19 protein-coding genes are annotated in these 21,999 nt (G+C 58.2%); 8 read left to right on the forward strand and 11 right to left on the reverse strand.

Annotation, left to right across the window (positions count from 1 at the left end):
• Positions 1-2,478, forward strand: a complete 2,478-nt coding sequence (infB, locus tag AC1965_RS00550; protein ID WP_483885366.1) for a translation initiation factor IF-2 — start codon at positions 1-3, stop codon at positions 2,476-2,478.
• Positions 2,479-2,486: 8 nt separating this feature from the next.
• On the opposite strand, the gene AC1965_RS00555 is transcribed toward infB, so the two are convergent.
• From AC1965_RS00555 to AC1965_RS00580, 6 genes are all read right to left on the reverse strand, one after another.
• Complete coding sequence (locus AC1965_RS00555; protein WP_483885367.1) at positions 2,487-3,293, reverse strand: metallophosphoesterase family protein; 807 nt, start codon at positions 3,291-3,293, stop codon at positions 2,487-2,489.
• On the reverse strand, positions 3,290-4,207 hold the full coding sequence (locus tag AC1965_RS00560; RefSeq protein ID WP_483885368.1) for a diacylglycerol/lipid kinase family protein: 918 nt from the start codon (positions 4,205-4,207) through the stop codon (positions 3,290-3,292). The genes AC1965_RS00555 and AC1965_RS00560 overlap by 4 nt, the downstream gene beginning before the upstream one ends.
• 69 nt (positions 4,208-4,276) lie before the next feature.
• On the reverse strand, positions 4,277-4,444 hold the full coding sequence (locus AC1965_RS00565; RefSeq protein ID WP_483887094.1) for a hypothetical protein: 168 nt from the start codon (positions 4,442-4,444) through the stop codon (positions 4,277-4,279).
• 87 nt (positions 4,445-4,531) lie between these two features.
• Positions 4,532-4,930 (reverse strand): 8-oxo-dGTP diphosphatase MutT, encoded by a 399-nt coding sequence (gene mutT, locus AC1965_RS00570; protein WP_483885369.1) that lies wholly within the window; start codon positions 4,928-4,930, stop codon positions 4,532-4,534.
• Between the two features lie 7 nt (positions 4,931-4,937).
• The gene (gene argJ / locus AC1965_RS00575; RefSeq protein ID WP_483885370.1) at positions 4,938-6,164 is read right to left on the reverse strand and encodes a bifunctional glutamate N-acetyltransferase/amino-acid acetyltransferase ArgJ; all 1,227 of its coding nucleotides are present in this window, start codon (positions 6,162-6,164) and stop codon (positions 4,938-4,940) included.
• Positions 6,165-6,167: 3 nt separating this feature from the next.
• Positions 6,168-7,016 (reverse strand): peptidylprolyl isomerase, encoded by an 849-nt coding sequence (locus AC1965_RS00580; protein ID WP_483885371.1) that lies wholly within the window; start codon positions 7,014-7,016, stop codon positions 6,168-6,170.
• A gap of 176 nt (positions 7,017-7,192) precedes the next feature.
• On the opposite strand from AC1965_RS00580, the gene secA reads away from it, so the two are divergent.
• The 3 genes from secA to AC1965_RS00595 all read left to right on the forward strand — a co-directional run bounded on the left by secA (position 7,193) and on the right by AC1965_RS00595 (position 12,586).
• A complete protein-coding gene (gene secA, locus AC1965_RS00585) occupies positions 7,193-9,904 on the forward strand; it encodes a preprotein translocase subunit SecA (protein ID WP_483885372.1) in 2,712 nt (903 codons plus the stop codon).
• 107 nt (positions 9,905-10,011) lie between these two features.
• Positions 10,012-11,007: a hypothetical protein gene (locus AC1965_RS00590; protein WP_483885373.1), complete on the forward strand. Its 996-nt coding sequence runs from the start codon at positions 10,012-10,014 to the stop codon at positions 11,005-11,007.
• A gap of 19 nt (positions 11,008-11,026) precedes the next feature.
• Positions 11,027-12,586: a substrate-binding domain-containing protein gene (locus tag AC1965_RS00595; protein ID WP_483885374.1), complete on the forward strand. Its 1,560-nt coding sequence runs from the start codon at positions 11,027-11,029 to the stop codon at positions 12,584-12,586.
• 9 nt (positions 12,587-12,595) lie between these two features.
• Here the strand turns inward: AC1965_RS00595 and radC are convergent, their stop codons facing one another.
• The 3 genes from radC to dnaK all read right to left on the reverse strand — a co-directional run bounded on the left by radC (position 12,596) and on the right by dnaK (position 16,684).
• On the reverse strand, positions 12,596-13,309 hold the full coding sequence (radC, locus tag AC1965_RS00600) for a RadC family protein (protein ID WP_483887087.1): 714 nt from the start codon (positions 13,307-13,309) through the stop codon (positions 12,596-12,598).
• 236 nt (positions 13,310-13,545) lie between these two features.
• Positions 13,546-14,691 carry a molecular chaperone DnaJ gene (gene dnaJ, locus AC1965_RS00605; RefSeq protein ID WP_483885375.1) on the reverse strand — a complete coding sequence of 382 codons (1,146 nt, stop codon included), beginning with the start codon at positions 14,689-14,691 and terminating at the stop codon, positions 13,546-13,548.
• A gap of 79 nt (positions 14,692-14,770) precedes the next feature.
• On the reverse strand, positions 14,771-16,684 hold the full coding sequence (gene dnaK, locus AC1965_RS00610) for a molecular chaperone DnaK (RefSeq protein WP_483885376.1): 1,914 nt from the start codon (positions 16,682-16,684) through the stop codon (positions 14,771-14,773).
• A 211-nt stretch (positions 16,685-16,895) separates the two neighbouring features.
• On the opposite strand from dnaK, the gene AC1965_RS00615 reads away from it, so the two are divergent.
• Positions 16,896-17,498, forward strand: coding sequence for an alpha-ketoglutarate-dependent dioxygenase AlkB family protein (locus AC1965_RS00615; RefSeq protein WP_483885377.1), 603 nt, complete (start codon positions 16,896-16,898; stop codon positions 17,496-17,498).
• A 54-nt stretch (positions 17,499-17,552) separates the two neighbouring features.
• On the opposite strand, the gene AC1965_RS00620 is transcribed toward AC1965_RS00615, so the two are convergent.
• Positions 17,553-18,164 carry a COG3650 family protein gene (locus AC1965_RS00620; protein ID WP_483885378.1) on the reverse strand — a complete coding sequence of 204 codons (612 nt, stop codon included), beginning with the start codon at positions 18,162-18,164 and terminating at the stop codon, positions 17,553-17,555.
• A complete protein-coding gene (locus tag AC1965_RS00625; RefSeq protein WP_483885379.1) occupies positions 18,161-18,985 on the reverse strand; it encodes an ABC transporter permease in 825 nt (274 codons plus the stop codon). Before AC1965_RS00625 ends, AC1965_RS00620 begins: the two co-directional genes overlap by 4 nt.
• Positions 18,986-19,099: 114 nt before the next feature.
• Between AC1965_RS00625 and cysQ the strand changes: the two genes are divergently transcribed.
• From cysQ to AC1965_RS00640, 3 genes are read left to right on the forward strand one after another with little or no spacing between them, the layout of a single operon-like run.
• A complete protein-coding gene (gene cysQ / locus AC1965_RS00630) occupies positions 19,100-19,897 on the forward strand; it encodes a 3'(2'),5'-bisphosphate nucleotidase CysQ (protein WP_483885380.1) in 798 nt (265 codons plus the stop codon).
• Positions 19,897-20,697 carry a 3-deoxy-manno-octulosonate cytidylyltransferase gene (locus tag AC1965_RS00635; RefSeq protein WP_483885381.1) on the forward strand — a complete coding sequence of 267 codons (801 nt, stop codon included), beginning with the start codon at positions 19,897-19,899 and terminating at the stop codon, positions 20,695-20,697. Before cysQ ends, AC1965_RS00635 begins: the two co-directional genes overlap by 1 nt.
• Positions 20,697-21,932, forward strand: a complete 1,236-nt coding sequence (locus AC1965_RS00640; protein WP_483885382.1) for a glycosyltransferase family 2 protein — start codon at positions 20,697-20,699, stop codon at positions 21,930-21,932. The genes AC1965_RS00635 and AC1965_RS00640 overlap by 1 nt, the downstream gene beginning before the upstream one ends.
• Positions 21,933-21,999: the final 67 nt, after the last annotated feature.

Raw genomic sequence — 21,999 nt, forward strand, 5'->3', positions numbered from 1 at the left:
ATGAGCGATAGTGACGGCAAAAAAACATTGGGTCTGCGAGGCGCGCCTTCGCGCCCTGGCAACGTAAAGCAAAGCTTTAGCCATGGGCGGACCAAAAACGTTGTGGTCGAAACCAAGCGCAAGCGCGTTGTGGTGCCAAAGCCTGGTGCCGCCAAGACAGGTACGATCAACCCAGCATCTTTGGGCGACCCAAAGAAGCGGCCCGCAGGCATCACCGATGCCGAGATGGACCGCCGGCTGAAGGCTGTTCAGGCCGCCAAGGCCCGCGAGACCGAAGAAGCTGCCGCACGTGAAGCCGAGGAAAAAGCGCGCGCTGAAGACCGCGAGCGCCGCCGGGCTGAGATTGAGGCCAAAGAGGCCGAAGAGCGCGAGCGTGAAGAAAGCCTGAAGGCGAAGGCCGAAGAGGATGAGCGCCGCAAGCGTGACGCCGAAGCCGCCGCCGTGGCCGCCGCCGCCCCATCCGAGCCTGTCGTGGCCCGGACGCCCGGCAACAAGCCGCTGCCCGCTGCCACCCCGCGCAAGACGGAGCGTGACCGCGAGGACACCAACAAGCGCAGCAAAGGCAACGATGACCAGCGCCGTTCCGGCAAGCTGACGCTGAACCAGGCGCTGTCTGGCCGCGAAGGTGGTCGCCAGTTGTCAATGGCGCAGATGAAACGCAAACAGGAACGTGCCCGCCAGAAGGCAATGGGCGGTTCGGTTGAGCGTGAAAAGATCGTGCGCAATGTAAATCTGCCACCAGCGATCGTTGTGTCCGAGTTGGCCGCACGGATGGCCGAAAAGATCGGTGCTGTCGTCAAAGCTTTGATGAACAACGGCATGATGGTGACGCAGAATGAAGTCATCGATGCCGACACAGCCGAGCTGATCATCGAAGAATTCGGCCACAAAGTGGTGCGCGTCTCTGACGCCGACGTTGAAGATGTGATCAAGGAAGTCGAAGACGATCCAAAAGATCTGGTCGACCGTCCGCCGGTCATCACCATCATGGGTCACGTTGACCACGGCAAGACATCTTTGCTCGACGCCATTCGCAACGCCAAGGTTGTCGCCGGCGAAGCAGGCGGGATCACGCAGCACATCGGGGCCTATCAGGTGACCACCGATACCGGTGCGGTATTGTCTTTCCTCGATACGCCGGGCCACGCGGCCTTTACCTCCATGCGTTCGCGTGGGGCACAGGTGACTGATATCGTGGTTCTGGTTGTTGCGGCAGACGATGCTGTGATGCCTCAGACAATTGAAGCGATCCACCACGCAAAAGCGGCCAACGTGCCGATGATTGTGGCGATCAACAAATGTGACAAACCATCGGCGAACCCGGATAAGGTGCGTACAGATCTGTTGCAGCACGAAGTCATCGTCGAAAAGATGTCTGGCGAAGTGCAGGATGTCGAAGTGTCGGCAACCACGGGCAAAGGTCTGGATGATCTGCTCGAGGCGATTGCACTGCAGTCCGAACTGCTTGAGCTGAAAGCCAACCCGAACCGCGCTGCTGTTGGTGCTGTGATCGAAGCGCAGCTTGACGTGGGTCGCGGCCCCGTTGCCACGGTTTTGATCCAGAACGGTACACTACGTCAGGGTGATATCTTTGTTGTCGGTGAACAATACGGCAAGGTGCGCGCACTGATCAACGATCAGGGCGAGCGCGTGAAAGAAGCCGGACCATCGGTCCCGGTCGAAGTTCTTGGTCTAAATGGCACACCAGAGGCTGGCGACGTTTTGAACGTAACCAGCACCGAGGCACAGGCCCGCGAGATTGCGGAATACCGTGCCAACGCCGCCAAGGACAAACGCGCCGCTGCCGGTGCTGCCACCACGCTGGAACAGCTGATGGCAAACGCCAAGGCGAGCGAAGACATCAGCGAACTGCCCATCCTGGTCAAGGCCGATGTGCAGGGTTCTGCCGAAGCGATCGTTCAGGCGATGGAGAAGATCGGCAACGATGAGGTGCGCGTGCGCGTGCTGCACTCTGGTGTTGGCGCCATCACCGAAACCGATGTGGGCCTTGCCGAAGCTTCCGGCGCGCCGATCATGGGTTTCAACGTGCGGGCCAATGCCAGCGCACGGAACACAGCCAACCAAAAGGGCGTCGAGATCCGGTACTACTCGGTTATCTATGACCTTGTGGATGACGTGAAAGCCGCCGCTTCCGGTCTGTTGAGCAACGAGATCAAGGAAAACTTCATCGGTTACGCGACCATCAAGGAAGTGTTCAAAGTTACCGGCATCGGCAAAGTTGCTGGCTGTCTGGTGACCGAGGGCATCGCCCGACGCAGCGCTGGTGTGCGCCTGCTGCGTGACAACGTCGTGATCCACGAAGGCACGTTGAAAACACTCAAGCGCTTCAAGGACGAAGTGCCCGAGGTTCAGTCCGGTCAGGAATGCGGTATGGCCTTTGAAAACTACGATGACATTCGTCCTGATGATGTGATCGAAATTTTCGAGCGCGAAGAAGTTACTCGTACTTTGAGCTAAGTTCGTACTCAGTCGATGAAAGTTTGAGAGGCCCGGTCGAACTGCCGGGCCTCTGCTTTTTCGAACTGCCCTTTTGCATCGTCAAAGCCGACGCGCGTGATTGCGATATGGGCCGATGAAATATCAATTACATTGAAATCATTTGGTTCACCGCGCTGCCGTGATGACAGGCTGGTGCCGGCATGAAGTTGAATTGCCGTTTTGTCGCGCGTCGTGCGTGCGCGGTGCGCAAAGGTACCTGCGTGCCAGGTGTGCAAATGTCCCGACAGGATCATATCAGTACCGCAATCCAGCAATTGCCCCAGTGCGCGGCTTGCGCCGGGGATGGGTTTCTTTTTGGTTGTTCGCGGATGGTCCAGCGGGTGATGGGTGATCAGTACCCGTAATTGACCGGTAGTCGCTGTGCCGAAGGCCGCGCAAGCGCGCCGCAGCCCTCTCCATCCAACACGTCCTGTTTGCCATTTGAACCGATCGACTGTGTTCATCCCGACGGCAATGAAATCATCCCCTTGGTAAACCGGCGTCAGATCGCGCGAAATCTGCCGTCGATAATAACGCCAGGGTCTGAAAAATCGTGTAAATGGCCGGTGTACGGGGATATCGTGGTTGCCGGGAACGGACAGCACAGGTGCTGCGATTTGATCAATGAACTGCCGCGCGGCAATGTATTCGCGTTCCCGCGCGCGCTGGGTCAGGTCGCCGGAAATGATCACCAGATCAGCGGAAAACCCATTTACCGCTTGTAGCAGTGGGGCCAGAAGATCGGGGCGGTCCTTGCCAAAGTGCAGGTCTGAGAGATGCACAAGGCGGCTCATCTTAATTCCGGAACCGCGGCTTTCGGGACAATAATCTTGAGCGGGGACGCGCTATTTGCAAGACGGAATGGCCCTGCCATGGTCGAAATCTCGCCATCCCGCGCAACAGACCTCTTTTTGCGACGCATGTGAATGATAATTTCGGAACCGCAGAGCATTTCGTAATCAGTCTCGGGCCGCGCTATCCCCAATGCAAGGGCAGCGGCGTGGCGCAGCAAGCCGAGGCGTGAGGTATCTGGCGCGACAAGCAGCACCATCTTACCAGCCGCGATACAGTCATGCCCGCCCAGTCCCATCTGGCTTAGCTGAAAGGCATTGTTGATCGCAAAGACGAGGGGGGTTCGACGTTGCCGTTGCTCACCGTCGACTTCCAGCTTGAGGTCAAGTGCGGTGCGGAATGCAATCAACGCCTTGATCACTGACCAATAGGCAGCAATCCGGCTACGACCCCAGCGGCGATAAATACCTTCGCGCGTTTTGAGAATTGCGGGATAGGCCCCGATGCTGGCGTTGTTGAGAAATGTGTGACCGTTGATCGTAGCGACGGTAATATCTTGATCGTGACCTCCGGCAATGATGTCGACAGCCCCGCCCATTTCCTGTGGAATGCCCAGAGAGCGCGCGAAATAATTGAAGGTGCCCTGAGGAATGATCCCCAAGGGCCGGTTTTGCGAGACCATCACCGATGTCACACCAGAAATTGTTCCGTCACCACCCGCAACGCAGATCGTGCCTTCGCCCATGCCCAATGCTTTTCGGGTGGCGGCCGCAACGCTGGTACGACGTCCGATATGGACGAAATCGACGGCGATGCCGTGGGCCTCGAATGCGGTTTGAATGCCGTCTTCCTTGGCCTGACCGTCCTGGTTGCCCGACGCCCGGTTGATTATGACGATGGCGCGACGATGTGACATGTTGGTTCCTGCCTGATGCAGTGAACAAACGTGCTGTTGTGCAAAAAGTTCAGGAAATCAGAAAAGAAATCAGAAACTTCGGCTGCCCACCGGCTTGCCTTCAAACACTTTCCCATCGACCTGCACTGCGATACGCTCGTCAGAGATCATTTTGACAAAAATGCCCTGCACCGACACACAGCTTCCAATTGTAATTGTTCGCAGCAACGTCATTTCCTCCCAGAAGACATAGCTCATTCTAGGCAACATTCCGCCAAAACCAACACAATTGTTCACGCTGCGTTAACTATTTGTGAAATTGCTACAAGTTTACCGTGATGGTCCTCAGAGCCAATCACGGAGCGTCGCGATCAGCGGCACGTCAGCGGCGGGCATTGGATATTGTCGCATGTCATTTGGGCGGACCCACTTCAGGGCCTGACCTTCGCGTGACATCGGTGTCCCGTCCCATTTGCGACAGGCAAACAATGGCATCATCAGGTGGAAATCGTCATAGCTGTGGCTGGCAAATGTCAGCGGCGCGAGGCAGGACGCCCATGTGTCGATGCCCAGTTCTTCGTGCAGTTCGCGGATCAGCGCCGCCTCGGGGGTTTCGCCCGCCTCGACCTTGCCGCCGGGGAATTCCCATAGGCCCGCCATAGATTTGCCTTCAGGGCGCTGCGCCAGCAGCACCCTGCCGTCAGGATCTATCAGGGCGACGGCCGAAACGAGCAATATTTTCATGTGGCTGTCACGACCTGTAGTCGGCATTAATGTCGATGTAGCCATGAGTCAGATCGCAGGTCCATACGGTTGCCGCGCCGTTGCCCAGCCCCAAATCAACGCCGATGACAATGTTCTGGCCCTTCATATGCGCCGCCGCTGCCGCTTCGGAATAGTCCGGGCTGCGCCAGCCGTCTTTGGCCACCTCTACATCACCAAACCGGATCGACAGACGGTCACGATCAGCAGCAGCGCCCGATTTGCCAATCGCCATTACGACGCGGCCCCAGTTGGGGTCTTGTCCGGCAATGGCGGTTTTGATCAGCGGCGAATTTGCGATTGCCATGGCGTGTACCCGTGCGTCCTTGTCGTTCAGCGCACCTGTCACGGCGACCTCGACAAACTTCGTCGCACCCTCGCCGTCTTTCACCACTTGATGCGCAAGATTCAGCATCAGGTCATGCAAGGCGGCGCTAAAGGCATCGCTTTCGCTGGCGTCCACACCCGATGCGCCGGTTGCAGCCATGATCAGACTATCCGACGTCGATGTGTCGCTATCGACGGTGATGCAGTTGAACGTGGCATCGGTATGCGCCGACAACATCGCTTGAAGCGCTGATTGTTCGACCAACGCATCCGTAAAGATATAGACCAGCATCGTCGCCATATCCGGCGCGATCATGCCCGATCCTTTGGCGATCCCAGAGATTGAAACGGTTTTGCCATCGACCGTGACATCAGCGCGCGCGCCTTTGGGAAAGGTATCCGTTGTCATGATGGCGCGTGCGGCGTCGGCAATGCCGCCAGCGTCCAGTTTCGTCACCAGATCCGACAGGGCCGAGGTGATGCGATCATGCGGCAGCGGTTCGCCAATCACCCCCGTCGACGAGGTAAAGACACGTGACTGAGGAATGTCGCAGACATCGGCCACGGCCTTGGTAATCGCTTCGACCGCTTCGACACCGCCGCGCCCGGTAAAGGCGTTGGCATTGCCGGAATTCACGACGATGGCAGCACCCGCGTCCGAACTGCCGCCGATCTTGGCCTGACAGTCCAGCACCGGGGCGGCACGCGTTGCGGAGCGTGTGAAGGCGCCAGCAACACTGCTGCCCGGCGCCAAGAGCGCGAGCATCAGATCAGTCCGGCCCTGATAGCGCACACCGGCCGCTGCGGTGGCAAAGGTCACCCCGTCGATGACCGGCAGCTCAGGAAAGTCGGCCGGAGCCAGAGGCGAAACAGCGAGCGATTTTCCCATGGGTTACTCCAGCAATTCGATTTTGCGCAGCAGGGTCGGGTCAATGCCCTCGGCAGCACTACGGTCCACGTCAGCGCTTTTGGTGACCTTTTCAATCGCGGCCTGAACGCGGGCTTGGCGCAGTTCCAGTTCCAGTTCTTCGCGTACGTCGTCCAGCGCTGGGGCATCAGCCACGCGCACTTCGTTCAGCTTGATAACGTGCCAGCCAAACTGCGTTTCCACCGGATCGGAAATAGCACCGGGTTCCATATCGGTGACTGCTGCCTCGAATGCGGGAACCATCATCCCCTTGCCAAACCAGCCCAGCGATCCGCCGCTTGGCCCCGATGGCCCGGTGGATTTCTCGCGTGCGACTTCGGCAAAATCGGCCCCGCCTTCCAATTCTTCCTTAATCGCCTTGGCCTCTTCTTCGGTCTCGACCAGGATATGCGCCGCGTTGAATTCCTGCTCCGGCTCGGCGCTGGCGTATTCTTCGTCGTAGGCGGCTTGCAGATCGGCTTCGCTGACCTCATCCGCCATGACTTTTTCAACGACTTCACCCGCTGTCAGCGACCGCGTTTCGTTTTCCAAGGCCAGCGTGATGCGCGACGGCAGATCGCCGGTATGGGTGTCGGCCAGCGCTGTCTGTTGCACCAACTGGTCCAGAATGCCCTTAAAGAGCACTTCATCGGGCAACTGCTGATATTGCTCTGGCAGGCTGGCAAGGGCGACGATCATATGGCCCACGGTGATGTTCGTGCCGTTCACGGTGGCGACGACCGTATCGATCCCGGCCTCGTCCTGAGCGGCAACAGGCAGGGCCATGCTGACTGCGATGGCCAGTGAAGACAGAAAAATGAGGGGTTTTTGCATGGATAGGTCCAATCGCTTCGTTCGTAGCGGGCTGCTACATTGACAGTGTATGGCGCGCCCCTTACATCGCCCTATGGGCGCGACAAAAGGCGCGGGTTCAGTCATCTATCTATGAGGTGACATGGCGCTGGGCAAGCAGATCGGCGCAAGACACCATAACTTCGGCGGGAGATTACATGCTGGGTATCGGAACAATCGCCAAAAAGGTCTTTGGCACGCCAAACGACCGCAAGATCAAGTCGACCCGCCCGCTGGTGGCGCAGATCAACGCGCTGGAGCCAGAATTTGAAAAGCTGAGCGATGCTGGCCTGAAGGACAAGACCAAGGAATTGGCAAAACGCGCGAACGATGGCGAAAGCCTGGATGCGCTGCTGCCAGAAGCCTTTGCCAACTGCCGCGAGGCTGCGCGCCGCACCTTGGGCCTGCGCGCCTTTGATACGCAGTTGCTGGGCGGTATATTCCTGCACCAAGGCAACATCGCCGAACAGAAAACAGGCGAGGGCAAGACCCTGACCGCCACCTTTGCCGCCTATTTGAACGGCCTGACCGGCAAAGGCGTGCACATCGTTACCGTCAACGAATACCTCGCCCAGCGTGACGCTGAATGGATGAGCAAGGTATTCGGCGCGCTGGGGCTGACGACTGGCGTCGCCTATTCCGGCATGGCAGAGGACCAGAAACGCGCCGCCTATGCGTGCGATGTCACCTATGCCACCAATAACGAGCTGGGTTTTGACTATCTGCGCGACAACATGAAGGCAAATCTCGCCGAAATGCTGCAACGCGAGCATAACTTCGCGATCGTGGATGAAGTCGACAGTATTCTGATCGACGAGGCGCGTACGCCGCTGATCATTTCCGGCCCGTCGCAGGATCGTTCAGAGTTGTATCAGTTGATTGATGCACTGATCCCGTCGCTGCGTGAAGAGCATTATGAACTCGATGAAAAGACCCGTAATGTCACCTTCACTGACGAAGGCAATGAATTCCTTGAAGAACAGTTGCGCGCCCGCGACCTTCTTGAAGAAGGGATGACCCTTTACGATCCCGAAAGCACGACGATCGTGCACCACGTCAACCAAGGTCTGCGCGCACACAAGTTGTTTCAGCGCGACAAGGATTACATCGTGCGCGATGGTGCGGTTACCTTGATTGATGAATTCACCGGCCGGATGATGCCGGGCCGCCGTCTGTCCGACGGTCTGCACCAGGCTATCGAGGCCAAGGAGGGTGCGGACATCCAGCCCGAAAACGTGACGCTGGCCTCGGTCACTTTTCAAAACTATTTCCGCCTGTACAATAAACTGGCCGGGATGACTGGCACCGCCCTGACCGAAGCCGAAGAATTTTCCGAAATTTACGGCCTTGGCGTGGTTGAAGTGCCGACAAACGTGCCAATCGCGCGGATTGACGAGGACGATGCCGTTTACCGCACCGCCCGCGAAAAATACGAGGCGATGATCGAAAAGGTGAAGGAAGCCAATGCCAAGGGGCAACCTTGTCTTGTTGGCACCACCTCGATCGAGAAATCCGAACAGTTGAGCGTCATGCTCAAGGATGCGGGGATCGAACACAATGTATTGAACGCGCGCCAGCACGAGCAGGAGGCGCAAATCATCGCCGACGCCGGCAAATTCAGCGCGGTGACGATTGCGACCAACATGGCCGGACGCGGCACCGACATTCAGTTGGGCGGCAACGTCGAGCTAAAGGTGCTCGAAGCGCTGGACAAAGACCCCGAGGCGGAACCAGAAGCCATTCGCGCCCAGATCGAAGCGGAACACGCAGACGAGAAGAAAAAAGTGCTGGAGGCGGGGGGCCTTTATGTGCTGGCGTCCGAGCGCCATGAAAGCCGCCGCATCGACAACCAGTTGCGCGGCCGTTCTGGCCGTCAGGGTGATCCGGGGCGCACGTCATTCTTTCTCTCGCTCGAAGACGACCTGATGCGCATCTTCGGCTCTGAGCGGTTGGAAAAAGTACTGACCACGCTGGGCCTCAAGGAAGGCGAGGCGATCATTCACCCTTGGGTCAACAAATCGCTCGAACGGGCGCAGGCCAAGGTTGAAGGCCGCAACTTTGACATTCGCAAGCAGTTGCTGAAATTCGATGACGTGATGAACGAACAGCGCAAGGTCATCTTTGGCCAGCGCCGTGACATCATGAAGGCCGATGATCTGAACGAGATCGTGACGGATATGCGCGAACAGGTGATCGACGATCTGATCGACACCTACATGCCGCCAAAAACCTACGCCGATCAGTGGGACACCCACGGCTTCTATGCTGCCGTTATCGAACAGCTGAACATTGACGTGCCGGTGATCGCATGGTGCGAAGAGGACGGCGTAGACGACGAGGTGATCCGCGAACGTCTGATGGATGCGAGCGCTAAGATGATGGCCGACAAAGCCGAGGTTTTTGGCGACGAAAACATGCGCAACATCGAAAAGCAGCTGTTGTTGCAGTCAATCGACGCCAAGTGGCGCGATCACTTGCTGACGTTGGAACACCTTCGGTCGGTCGTTGGTTTCCGCAGCTATGCGCAGCGCGATCCATTGAACGAATACAAGAACGAAGCCTTTCAGTTGTTTGAAGTGATGCTGGACAGTCTGCGTCAGGATGTGACCCAGAAACTGGGCCAGATCCAGCCGATGTCAGAGGACCAGCGCCGCGAGATGTTGCAAGAAATGGCCGCCCGTCAGGCCGCCATGCAGGATGCCACAACGCAAGCGACCGAAGCCGATGCATCCGATGCCGCACCCAGCGGGACAGCCGCGCAAGGGTTCGACGAAAGCGATCCGTCGACCTGGGGCAACCCGGGGCGCAACGATGATTGCCCTTGCGGATCGGGTAAGAAGTTCAAGCATTGCCATGGTCGGGTCGCCTAACGGCCTGCCATGGTTTCGCCCAAAACTTCCCTTTCCTCGGCCACATCCCGGCCCTGATCCTGCGCAATAAAGGTCCCGAACGATTCCGTTGAAAGGGACTTGGCATCATGCGCACCAGAGAAATTCTGACCGCTGTCGGGACATTGGCTTGTGCCGTGGGCATCGGCTTTATCATGCAGAATTCAGACACGGCTGAAAAACGCTATGGCAAGGCCGTTGCACCGAAAGGAGCCTCTCTTGTCCAGAAGTTGGGGCCAAAAAGTGCCAGCAATGCCCTGCTTGAAGTCGAAGGGATCACGCTGACCTCTGCTGAATTTGACAGGCAGATCGACATCCCCGCGACCGATCCGCAGGTCGCCAAGGCCTCTGCTCCGCAAAGCACGCTGCCCACACCCGGTATGCCTGGTGGCGCGGTAACCCCGACTTGCGAAATTACAGCAAATGCGCGCGCCGTTGCGGCCGCGATGGTGAACCTCACGCTCGACGCACCCTGCCTGCCGAACGAACGGATGGCAGTCCACCACAACGGTATGATCTTTACCGAAACCACATCGGCCACTGGCCAGATCGATCTGACCGTGCCTGCATTGGCCCAAGAGGCAGTGTTTATCCTCGCTTTCACCAACGGTGACGGTGCGGTCGCGCAGACCACGGTGGAAGAACTGGCCACCTACAACCGCGTTGTGTTGCAGTGGAAAGGCCAGACCGGTTTTGAAATCCACGCCCGTGAATTTGGTGCGGACTATGGCGATGATGGCCATGTATGGTCCGGTGCGCCACGCGACATGGCTGCGGCGGTCACCGGGCAGGGCGGCTTTATCAGTCGGCTGGGCGACACTGCAGCAGCAGAGCCGTTGATGGCCGAAGTCTACAGCTTTCCCATCAGCGCAATCGAGCGCAGCGGCGACGTGGCGCTGAGCGTCGAAGCAGAGGTGACACAGGCCAACTGCGGCATAGAGATCGAGGCGCAATCGCTGGAGCTGGTTGACGGTGGCAAGGTCAAAACCCAGAACCTTACGCTGGCCGTGCCGGAGTGTGATGCGATTGGTAACTTTCTGGTGTTGAATAATCTGCTCCAAGACCTGAAGGTTGCGCATAACTAACGCAATCGTTTGGGGTTCTATGAACAGCTTGAAACGTGCGGCGGTCTGCGCCGCACTTTTGCTATTTGCGCCGCTGATTGCCTCGGCGCAGGATGTCACGCTCACCTCGCGCGATGGCAAGGTCGAGTTGAGCGGCATGTTGCTGGGTTTCGACGGTGAGTTTTACCGTGTTGAAACGGACTATGGTCAGCTCACGGTCGATGGCTCGGGCGTTTCCTGTGCCGGGCCGGGATGCCCCAATCTGGATGATTTCGTAGCCGAGGTTCAGATGTCAGGCTCTGCGACCATGGGGGCCGTCTTGATGCCCGCCCTGATCGAAGCTTTTGCCCAAAAGAACGGCTATAGCGTGAGCCGCGAGCAACAGAGCGCCACGCGGTTTACCCTGCTGTTGGCCCAAAATGATACCGGCAAGCTGGCCGCGCGGTTTGGCTTTAGTGCGACCAATACGGACGAAGGTTTTGCCGATCTTCTGGCAGATGAGGCAGACGTTGTGCTGGCCTTGCGAGAGGTGCGGCGGGACGAACGGATTAATGCGCGTGAGGCCGGCATGGGTGATCTGACCGGGGCGAACCGAAGCCGCGTGCTTGCGCTGGATGCCGTTGTCCCTGTGGTGTCGCCTGCGAACCCGGTAAAACAGATTTCGCCGCTCATGCTGGCCCGCGTATTTTCCGGCGAGATTGATAATTGGCAAGAGTTGGGCGGTCCTGATGGGCCGATTGTACTGCACCTGCCCGACGCGCGCAGCGGGTTGAGCCAAGCTATTGTGGATCAGGTTATGGGGCCGGCCAAACTTGAACTAACTCAGATCATCACGCGCCATGGCTTGCCCGTCGACTTGGCAGAGGCGGTGGCAAAGGATTTGTTTGCCATTGGCATCACGAGCTATGCCGAACAGCGCAACACCCAGGTTCTGACGCTGGGGGGCAAATGTGGGTTTTTGCTGGATGCGTCGCGGCGCACCATCAAAACTGAAGATTACCCGCTGACCGCGCCGATGTTTTTGTATTTCCCGGCGCGCCGTCTGCCCTTGATCGCGCGGGAGTTTCTGGCCTTTACCAGAGGGCCTGCCGCGCAATTGGTGATCCGTCGGGCGGGGTTTGTCGATCAGACCCCCGAAGAGATCGCCGTCGAGGATCAGGGCAACCGTTTTGCCAACGCGATAACTGTCGCCGGGCCTGAAACCTCGCTGGGAGAACTGCAGCGGATGACAGCGACCCTGACGCCGATGGCGCGGCTGACGACCTCGTTCCGGTTCGAGGCGGGGTCTATCCGCTTGGACGCGCAATCGCGGTCCAATGTGCAGCAACTGGCGCGGGCGTTGGAACAGGGCCAGTACGATGCGCGGCAATTGGTGTTTGTCGGCTTTAGCGATGGTGACGGGGCGGCTAAGGCCAACCGCGACATTGCCCTGCGCCGGGCCGAGGCAGTGCGGCGCGCGGTGGGTGCAGCAGCCGTGACGGCAAATCTTGAGCGCGTGACACTGGGCGTTGACGCCTTTGGCGAGGCGATGCCGATGGCCTGTGATGACAGTGAATGGGGCCGTCAGGCCAACCGACGGGTAGAGGTATGGGTACGCTAACCGATCCCGTTAGATGAACCCCTCGGACCGAAAGCTCAGCTCGCGGGATTTACCGATGATAAGGTGGTCGTGCAGCGACAGCCCCAGGGCGTCGCAGGCGGCAATCACCTGATTGGTCATGTCGATGTCTGACCGTGATGGCGTGGGGTCACCAGACGGATGATTATGTACCAATATCAAGGCGCTGGCATTTAATTCCAACGCGCGCTTGGCGATCTCTCGGGGGTAGACCGGCACATGATCCACGGTGCCCCTTGCCTGTTCCTCATCCGCGATCAGCACGTTTTTCCTGTCAAGGTAAAGCACGCGAAACTGTTCGACTTCGCGGTGGGCCATGGCGGTGTGGCAATAGTCGATCAGCGCGTCCCAACTGGACACCACAGGCTGTTTCAGTACGCGCGATCGCGCCAGCCGTTGCGACGCGGCCTCAATGATTTTCAGCTCAACGATCACGGCCTCACCCACGCCCGATACATCGCGCAGGCGGGCTTCGGGTGCGGTGATCACGCGATTGAAATCGCCGAACTGGTCCATCAGGTTTCGCGCGAGCGGTTTAACATCGCGGCGCGGGATCGCGCGGAAGAGCACCAATTCCAACAATTCGTAATCGGGCATCGCGGCCGGTCCACCCACCATGAAACGGTCACGCAGACGTTGGCGGTGATCGGCGATGTAGGAGGGCTGTTTACCCATGTTCGAAGGTGCTTTGCGAACCTCATCCATGAGGAATGGCAGGGGTAGGTCCGAAAATGTTTTGGGTGCATTCGACATGCAGCCAGCCTGCGCAGACATGGTTAGGATTCGGTTAACCGCGACGGAATATTTAGGAATTGGAAAGGCCCTGAACGACAAACCGGATGCGCAGGACCCTACCGTTGCGGCGCAGAACAACCTTGTTCATAATGACCTAAGTAGTCCGATGGGACTGCGAATTCCGGGCCAATGGCCCGGACGCAGGCTTAGCCCTTCATCGAATCCCAAAAGGACTTCACTGACGAAAAGAAGTTGCTGCTTTCAGGGTTGTTGTTCTGGGCCTCACCCTCGAACTCTCGCAGCAATTCCTTTTGGCGGCTGGTCAGGTTCACCGGGGTTTCCACCGCAAGTTCGATGATCATATCACCAACACCGCCGCCGCGCAGGGGTGGCATGCCCTTGCCACGCAGACGCATCTGGCGACCTGACTGGCTGCCTGCAGGGATTTGCACGCGGCCACGACCCCCGTCGATTGTCGGCACCTCGATGTTACCACCCAATGCGGCAGTGCTCATCGAAACTGGTACGCGGCAGAACAGGTTGGCACCGTCCCGCTCGAACAGGTCATGTTCGGCCACTTCGATGAATATATAGAGATCACCCGACGGCCCACCGCGCATCCCGGCCTCGCCCTCGCCAGCAAGGCGAATGCGGGTGCCGGTTTCGACACCGGCGGGGATATTGACGGACAGTGTGCGTTCTTTCTCCACGCGTCCTGCACCACGGCAGGACTTGCAGGGGTTCTTGACGATCTGACCCATGCCCGAACAGGTCGGGCAAGTGCGTTCAACGGTGAAAAAGCCTTGCTGCGCGCGGACCTTGCCCATGCCAGAGCAGGTTGGACAGGTCGTTGGCTCTGACCCGCCTTCGGCGCCGGTGCCATTACACGCGCCACAATGCACAGCGGCAGGCACGTTAATAGATTTTTGCAGTCCGGAAAACGCATCTTCGAGAGAGATGCTAAGATTATAGCGCAGGTCGGCGCCACGCGCGGCACGGCGGCCGCCACCGCCACCACCCCCGCGTTGACCCATGAAATCGCCGAACAGATCGTCGAAAACATCGGAAAAGGCTGAGGAAAAATCGCCATGCCCGCCACCGGGGCGTCCGCCGGCACCCATGCCGCCTTCAAATGCAGCATGGCCATAGCGGTCATAGGCGGCTTTCTTGTCGCCGTCCTTAAGAACATCATAGGCTTCGCCGACTTCCTTGAACTGGGATTCGGCTTTGGGGTTGTCGTTGTTCCGGTCGGGATGAAGCTCCTTCACCTTGGTCCGGTACGCTTTCTTTAGCTCGTCGGCAGAGGCCCCTTTGGCAACGCCAAGCACCTCGTAATAGTCACGTTTTGCCATGGGTTTTCAGCTCCTGCGCTGGAACATGATGGGCCAGCCCGTCATACGGACCGGCCCTGTCATAGTTTCCGTCACACGCTTACGCGCGCTTGTCGTTGTCCAGATCTTCGAACTCGGCGTCGACGATATCATCGTCCCCACCGGGCGCGGAATCTGCGGCTGCGGCCATATCATCATCGCCGTCATCCTGCGCGGCTTTATAGATGGCTTCGCCCAGTTTCATGGCGGCTTCGGTGACGTTCTGGATGCCGGACTTGATCTTATCGGCGTTGTCAGTTTCCAGTTCGTCCTTGAGCGCAGCAATAGCCAGTTCGATCGCCTCAACCGTGGTTGGATCAACCTTGTCGGAATGTTCTTCAACCGACTTCTCAGTCGAGTGGATCAACGATTCCGCCTGGTTTTTAGCTTCGATCAGGGTGCGGCGTTCCTTATCGGATTCCGCATTCTCTTCGGCGTCCTTCACCATCTTTTCGATATCCGCATCGGACAGACCACCAGATGCCTGGATCGTGATCTTCTGCTCTTTCATGGTCCCTTTGTCGAGCGCGCCGACCGACACGATGCCGTTGGCATCAATGTCAAAGGTCACTTCGATCTGGGGCATGCCACGTGGTGCAGGCGGGATGTTTTCAAGGTTAAAGGCACCGAGGATCTTGTTGTCGGCGGCCATTTCACGTTCACCCTGGAACACCCGGATGGTCACGGCATTCTGATTGTCTTCGGCGGTAGAAAACACCTGGGACTTTTTGGTCGGGATCGTTGTGTTGCGGTCGATCAGACGGGTGAACACGCCACCCAGCGTTTCGATACCCAAGGACAGCGGAGTAACGTCGAGCAGAACAACGTCTTTTACGTCGCCTTGCAGAACACCGGCCTGAATAGCGGCGCCAAGGGCAACCACCTCGTCAGGGTTTACGCCTTTGTGCGGCTCTTTACCGAAGAACTTGGTCACCTCTTCGACCACTTTCGGCATCCGGGTCATCCCGCCAACCAAAACAACTTCATCGATATCCTTGGCTGTCAGACCGGCATCCTTCAACGCCGCAGCACAGGGTTTCATCGACGCCTTGATCAGGTCGCCCACGAGGCTTTCCAGCTTGGCGCGGGTCAGTTTCATGACCATGTGCAGCGGCGAACCATCCTTGCCCATCGAGATGAAGGGCTGGTTGATTTCGGTCTGGCTGGAAGAGGACAGTTCGATCTTGGCCTTTTCGGCAGCTTCCTTCAGGCGCTGCAGCGCCATCTTGTCTTTGGTCAGGTCAACGCCATTGGTCTTTTTAAACTCATCGGCAAGGTAGTTGACGATGCGCATGTCAAAGTCTTCACCACCGAGGAAGGTATCGCCGTTGGTGGATTTCACTTCGAACAGACCATCGTCGATTTCCAGAATGGTCACGTCGAACGTACCGCCACCAAGGTCATAGACCGCGATGGTTTGGGTGTTCTCTTTGTCCAGACCATAGGCCAGCGCCGCAGCCGTCGGTTCGTTGATGATCCGCAGCACTTCGAGACCGGCGATCTTGCCCGCGTCCTTGGTCGCCTGACGCTGGGCGTCGTTGAAATAGGCAGGTACGGTGATGACCGCTTGGGTCACTTCTTCGCCAAGGTAGCTTTCGGCGGTTTCTTTCATCTTGCCCAGAATGAACGCAGAGATTTGGCTTGGGGAGTATTTCTCACCCTTGGCTTCGACCCATGCGTCGCCATTGCCGCCATCAATCACGTTGAAGGGCAGGTTTTTCTTGTCTTTGGCCAGATCGGCATCGTCGTTGCGACGGCCAACCAGACGTTTGACGCCGAAAATTGTATTTTCGGGGTTGGTGACGGCCTGACGTTTTGCAGGCTGACCCACGAGGCGTTCGTCGTCGGTAAACGCGACGATCGACGGGGTTGTGCGCGCGCCTTCGGCGTTTTCGATCACGCGGGGTTGGCTGCCGTCCATGATGGCGATGCAGCTGTTTGTTGTTCCAAGGTCAATACCAATTACTTTGGCCATGTTTTCGATCCCTTTTTAAGTCTAAGGCGATGACACGAGGCAAGGACCCGTTTTGGCATCCTGCCCCGATCTGTGGACATCGAAGGCGCAGGTGCCCTCGACGGTTCGGAGCGTATATAAGGAGGGTATTTCCACCCTGCAACCATTGCAGAGGGTAGGAAGGCGGGATTCTATGATGATTTTTGTGAATGTGGCGGAGAACGAGACATAAATGACGGTATTGCGGCTGCGGGGCTTTGATATTCACAAGGGATTTCTAGACCGCGACGCACAGCGCGCGGTATTGGAGGACGTGCGTGGTGTGGTACGTGTAGCCCCGTTTTTTCGGCCAGAAGTGCCGCGTGGCGGGCGCATGTCGGTGCGAATGACTGCTGCGGGACAGTATGGCTGGTTTTCAGACCGGCGTGGGTATCGTTACGTCACGCAGCATCCAGAGGGCCAGCAGTGGCCCGCCATCCCCACATCTGTTCTGGCGATCTGGGATCAGGCGACCGGACTTGCACGCCAACCCGAATGTTGTCTGATAAACTATTATGATGCCGAGGCGCGCATGGGTCTGCATCAGGACCGCGACGAGGCGGATTTTCAATGGCCCGTGGTATCCGTATCGCTGGGCGACGAGGGGCTGTTTCGCATCGGGAACACCGCACGCGGCGGCAAGACGGAATCGATCTGGCTGCAATCGGGGGATGTGGTGGTGATGGGCGGTGACGCGCGGCTGACCTATCACGGTGTTGATCGAATCAGGCCGGGGTCATCGGCATTGCTGCCCAAGGGCGGGCGGATCAATCTGACGCTGCGGGTGGTGGAGTAGGCGTTTTCTTTTGAAGAAAACGGGCCGGACTTTTTAAAAAAGTCCGGGGGGGTGCTACGGACTGAGGGAGCAGCAGCCGGTCAGGTGTTGCCACTGGTCCGTGCCTTGCAGGAACAGATCGACCGACAGGCCAAAGTCGTGGTCAGACATGCCGTCGTTGCACGCTTGCATGGTGATGGCCGCAATGGCGGTGCCCGAGGGGCCGCTGCCGATCAGGTTGTAACGATCACGGCGATTCTGGGCCGAGCCGGACTGAGTAATGGAATAGGACTGCGCATCAAATGCGAGACCGCTGAAGGTCATGCGCTGTCCGTTAACTTTAATCCCCCAGAACGGTTCCGTCCCAGCACAACTGGCCACTGGTGGCATTTTGCCCAGCCATTGTTCCTGCTGGCGTTTCAGAAACTTGAGCGAAACCCACCCCGATCCTTCACGCGTGTTCACCAATGCCCATGTTTGGCGGTCGTTGGGGCGGATCAGTTCAACATTTCTGGCGGCGGGCGACAGCACCCCGACGATAGGGGCGCTTGAGTTGGGTCTTTCGCGGATGTTCAGTACGTCACTGGCAGCGACGCCTGTCACATCATACAATGCGGGCCATGCGTCCTGTGTGGCAGCAGCCGGCAGGGATAGCAGGCACAGCAAGGCGATCAAAAGCCCCCTCATCGCCGCGCATTCCAACTAAGTGAGGCGTGTTTTCGTGTGTAGAATTCGCCCATCAACCCGATCACCAGAAACACCAGCCCGACCCACATCGGATACTCCCAATTGCTGTAGCGCGGGTTGTAATTGATAAAGGCAAAGCCGCGCGCCTGATCAATTGTGTGAAACAGCGGATTCCAGTCGAACATAGAGATCATGAATCCTGGCAGCGAGTTGGCCAGGAACATCTTTCCCGAGGCAATCATGTTGGCGCGTTGATACACAGTGGTAAAAAGCGCCACAACCGACGGAAACCACGGCTTCATCGCGAGCATCACAAGCCCAAGCGCACATCCGGTAAACCATGCGATCAGCAACATGCCAAAGGCCGCAATGGGCTGACTGATATCCAGCGGCGTAAAGCCAACGTGGTAAACGAAAAGAATGACGAAAAGTGACAGCACCTGAACGTAAAGCGCGCCCATAGCCGCCGAGGCGATAGAGATGAACGTGGTCATCGGGGCGTGCTGCATCATCGGGCTGGCCGGTCCTTCGGACCCTGCAACGGCACCCAACGCCTTTACATGCGTGAGATATAGGAAAATCCCGGTCATCAGATAGACCAGAAAATCCCCGCGTACGGCCGAACTGCGCATGCCCAGTATGGAAAACATGATATAAAAGGCCATCACGAACATCACGGCCTGCATCATGTTCATGGCAATCGCGACAAAGGCATTGTTATGCTGCTTGCGGACGTTGCGCACGACCGAATGGTAAATCAGCTCAGCCATGGCAAGGGCCGATCCGATGCCCGTTGTCGGCTTGCGTGAAGATTGGAACATGCGTTGTGTCCTTGGGAAGGCCTGAGCGTAGAACGGATTTCTTGCTGTTCCGTTAGCTCGGCATCATAAGGGGAGACGAAAAACTAATCAACGAAAGCCGAAAGGGCGGACGGAATGGAATATGATAAACTGGTCACGGTGATGCGGCAGTTGGCACTGCAAGCCGGCGACAAGATCATGGAGATTTACGGGCAGGACGACTTTGAGGTGAAAACCAAAATCGACGAAAGTCCGGTTACCGTTGCGGACGAGGCTGCCGATGAAATCATTTCCGCCGGGCTGCGCGCGGCGTTCCCCGATGTGATGCTTGTGACCGAAGAACAGTCCGCCACCCACAGCGCGCGGGGCGATACGTTTTTGATCGTCGATCCTCTGGATGGCACCAAAGAGTTCGTGCACCGGCGGGGCGATTTTACGGTGAATATCGCATTGGTCGAAGGCGGTGTGCCAACCCGTGGTGTGGTCTATGCCCCAGCCAAATCGCGGATGTTCTTTACACTCGCGGATGGTCAATCAGTCGAGGAAACCGGAGATTTTGCCAAGGATCAGGTCGGGCCTACGCAGGCAATATCAGTCTCTGACCCTGACAATTCGGCCCTGATGGTCGTCGCGTCAAAATCACATCGGGATCAGGCAACTGATGACTATATTGGCAAATACGGCGTGCGGGACATGACCAGCGCGGGGTCGTCGTTAAAGTTCTGTCTGGTGGCGACGGGTGAGGCCGACCTATATCCCCGGCTGGGTCGCACGATGGAATGGGACACAGCCGCGGGTCATGCGGTGCTGAACGGGGCCGGGGGTTCGGTGGTGCGCTTTGACGATCTGACGCCGCTGACCTACGGCAAGCCTGATTTCGCCAATCCGTTTTTCATTGCCCACGCGCCGGGTGTTGAATTGAAGAGCGCCTGATGTCTGTTCTTATTGTCATCCCAGCCCGCTACTCCTCGACCCGCTATCCCGGCAAGCCTTTGGTGGAATTGAAAGGCGCAAGTGGCGTGTCGCGCAGCCTGATCGAACGCAGTTGGCGCGCGGCCTGTGCTGTCGGCGGTGTAGACCGTGTTGTTGTTGCCACCGACGACACCCGTATCGAACAGGCGGCTAAAGGTTTTGGCGCAGAGGTCGTGATGACATCCGTCGATTGCGCCAATGGCACGGAACGCTGCGCCGAGGCCCATGCGGCGCTGGGCGGTGGGTATGACATCGTGGTTAACCTGCAAGGGGATGCCCCGCTGACCCCGCATTGGTTTGTCGAAAGCCTTGTGCAGGGTCTGATCGCGGCCCCGCAGGCCGAGATCGCAACTCCGGTTTTGCGCTGCGACGGGACCACGCTCAATAGTTTGTTGGCAGACCGAAAGGCCGGGCGCGTTGGCGGCACCACTGCGGTATTTGCCGCCGATAACACCGCCCTTTATTTCTCAAAAGAGGTCGTTCCGTTCACGTCAAAGACCTATTTAGAGACTGATATGACCCCGGTGTTCCACCACGTCGGTGTCTATGCCTACCGACCCGACGCGCTGGCGAACTACCCCTCTTGGCCCACCGGCCCGCTTGAGCAATTGGAGGGTCTGGAGCAGTTGCGTTTTCTCGAAAACGGTCGTTCGGTGCTCTGTGCCGAGGTCGAGGCTCAGGGTCGTGAGTTCTGGGAGCTGAACAATCCCGAAGACGTCGCAAAGATCGAGTCCATGATGGCGAAAATGGGATTGGAGTGATGCACAGCCCCGTTAGTGTCGTGATCGTCAGCCGGAACAGGCCAGACGCATTGCGGCGCTGCTTGGCGGGATTGGCGCAGGTGCAGTATGATCCTTTTGAGGTGGTGGTCGTGGCTGATCCTGCAGGGATCGCTGCGGCGCGCGCGATGCCATTTGCGAGCGACCTCAAGCTTCTGCCCTTTGATGAGGCGAATATTTCGGCAGCGCGCAATCTGGGCATCACCCATGCGGCCGGCGAGGTGCTGGCCTTTATCGACGATGATGCCGTGCCAGAGCCGCAGTGGTTGCGGCATCTGGTGGCCCCTTTCGCGCAGGCAAACGTTGCAGCGACGGGTGGTTTCGTGCGCGGGCGTAATGGCATTTCGTTTCAGTGGTGCGCGCGATCGCTGGACTGCAAGGGCGGGGCAGAGCGCCTAGTGGTTGATGGCACACGACCCACGGTGCTGCATCCGCCAAAGGGGCGCGCGATCAAGACAGAAGGCACTAACATGGCGTTTCGGCGCGATATTCTGGTGCAATTGGGGGGCTTTGACCCGGCGTTTCACTATTTTCTGGACGAAACCGATTTGAACATGCGGCTGGCACGGGCGGGCCACGCCACTGCGATTGTCCCGCTGGCCGAGGTGCATCACGGATTTGCCGGCAACCGGGTGCGCAGGGACGACCGCGTGCCGCGCGATTTGTACGATATCGGGGCCAGTTGGGCAGTATTTCAGCGCAAGCACATTCCGCAACCTGAGTGGGCAACCCATTGGACGCAATTGCGAAAAGGCGAGCGTAAACGATTGCTGCGTCACATGATCAGCGGCGGGCTAGAGCCGCGTGGCGTGCGACATCTACTGGCCCGTTTGGATCAGGGTTATGCCGAGGGGGCGTTGCGCACGTTTGGCGCAGGGACGCTGGCAGCCCATCCGGCGGCAGCCTTTCAGCTCTTTCCTGTGTCCCGTCGCGACAGCGTGGTCATGGCCACCCGCCCCTGGCGTCTAGGTCGGGACCGCAAAATCGCTGCGGCGCGGGTGTCAGCGGGCGAGATTGTCACTTTGATCTGTCTGTCGCCCACGGCGATGTTCCATCGGGTGGAATTTGGGCGGCAAGATGGCGTTTGGCTGCAACGTGGTGGAATATTTGGGAAATCCATGCGCGGGGAACCGCTGTTTTCGTTGATTTCACGCAGGCGCCGACTGCAAAACGAACGCGCACGCGTTGCCACGCAGCGCGGATTGAGCGAAGAGTGATTTAGCGGTACCCTGCCAAAAACGTCAGCGCAGGGTTTGACCGACCTGCACAGAGCAGCCGGTCGGA

It is taken from the genome of Sulfitobacter sp. KMM 9851, assembly GCF_057178245.1.

Coding starts and splice junctions, on each gene's coding strand:
- secA (WP_483885372.1), top strand. CDS start 7,193: ATGCTGGGTATCGGAACAATCGCCAAAAAGGTCTTTGGCACGCCAAAC.
- AC1965_RS00555 (WP_483885367.1), bottom strand. CDS start 3,293: ATGAGCCGCCTTGTGCATCTCTCAGACCTGCACTTTGGCAAGGACCGC.
- radC (WP_483887087.1), bottom strand. CDS start 13,309: ATGGATGAGGTTCGCAAAGCACCTTCGAACATGGGTAAACAGCCCTCC.
- AC1965_RS00620 (WP_483885378.1), bottom strand. CDS start 18,164: ATGAGGGGGCTTTTGATCGCCTTGCTGTGCCTGCTATCCCTGCCGGCT.
- AC1965_RS00640 (WP_483885382.1), top strand. CDS start 20,697: ATGCACAGCCCCGTTAGTGTCGTGATCGTCAGCCGGAACAGGCCAGAC.
- AC1965_RS00595 (WP_483885374.1), top strand. CDS start 11,027: ATGAACAGCTTGAAACGTGCGGCGGTCTGCGCCGCACTTTTGCTATTT.
- dnaK (WP_483885376.1), bottom strand. CDS start 16,684: ATGGCCAAAGTAATTGGTATTGACCTTGGAACAACAAACAGCTGCATC.
- AC1965_RS00590 (WP_483885373.1), top strand. CDS start 10,012: ATGCGCACCAGAGAAATTCTGACCGCTGTCGGGACATTGGCTTGTGCC.
- infB (WP_483885366.1), top strand. CDS start 1: ATGAGCGATAGTGACGGCAAAAAAACATTGGGTCTGCGAGGCGCGCCT.
- AC1965_RS00565 (WP_483887094.1), bottom strand. CDS start 4,444: ATGAGCTATGTCTTCTGGGAGGAAATGACGTTGCTGCGAACAATTACA.
- dnaJ (WP_483885375.1), bottom strand. CDS start 14,691: ATGGCAAAACGTGACTATTACGAGGTGCTTGGCGTTGCCAAAGGGGCC.
- cysQ (WP_483885380.1), top strand. CDS start 19,100: ATGGAATATGATAAACTGGTCACGGTGATGCGGCAGTTGGCACTGCAA.
- AC1965_RS00635 (WP_483885381.1), top strand. CDS start 19,897: ATGTCTGTTCTTATTGTCATCCCAGCCCGCTACTCCTCGACCCGCTAT.
- AC1965_RS00560 (WP_483885368.1), bottom strand. CDS start 4,207: ATGTCACATCGTCGCGCCATCGTCATAATCAACCGGGCGTCGGGCAAC.
- mutT (WP_483885369.1), bottom strand. CDS start 4,930: ATGAAAATATTGCTCGTTTCGGCCGTCGCCCTGATAGATCCTGACGGC.
- argJ (WP_483885370.1), bottom strand. CDS start 6,164: ATGGGAAAATCGCTCGCTGTTTCGCCTCTGGCTCCGGCCGACTTTCCT.
- AC1965_RS00580 (WP_483885371.1), bottom strand. CDS start 7,016: ATGCAAAAACCCCTCATTTTTCTGTCTTCACTGGCCATCGCAGTCAGC.
- AC1965_RS00615 (WP_483885377.1), top strand. CDS start 16,896: ATGACGGTATTGCGGCTGCGGGGCTTTGATATTCACAAGGGATTTCTA.
- AC1965_RS00625 (WP_483885379.1), bottom strand. CDS start 18,985: ATGTTCCAATCTTCACGCAAGCCGACAACGGGCATCGGATCGGCCCTT.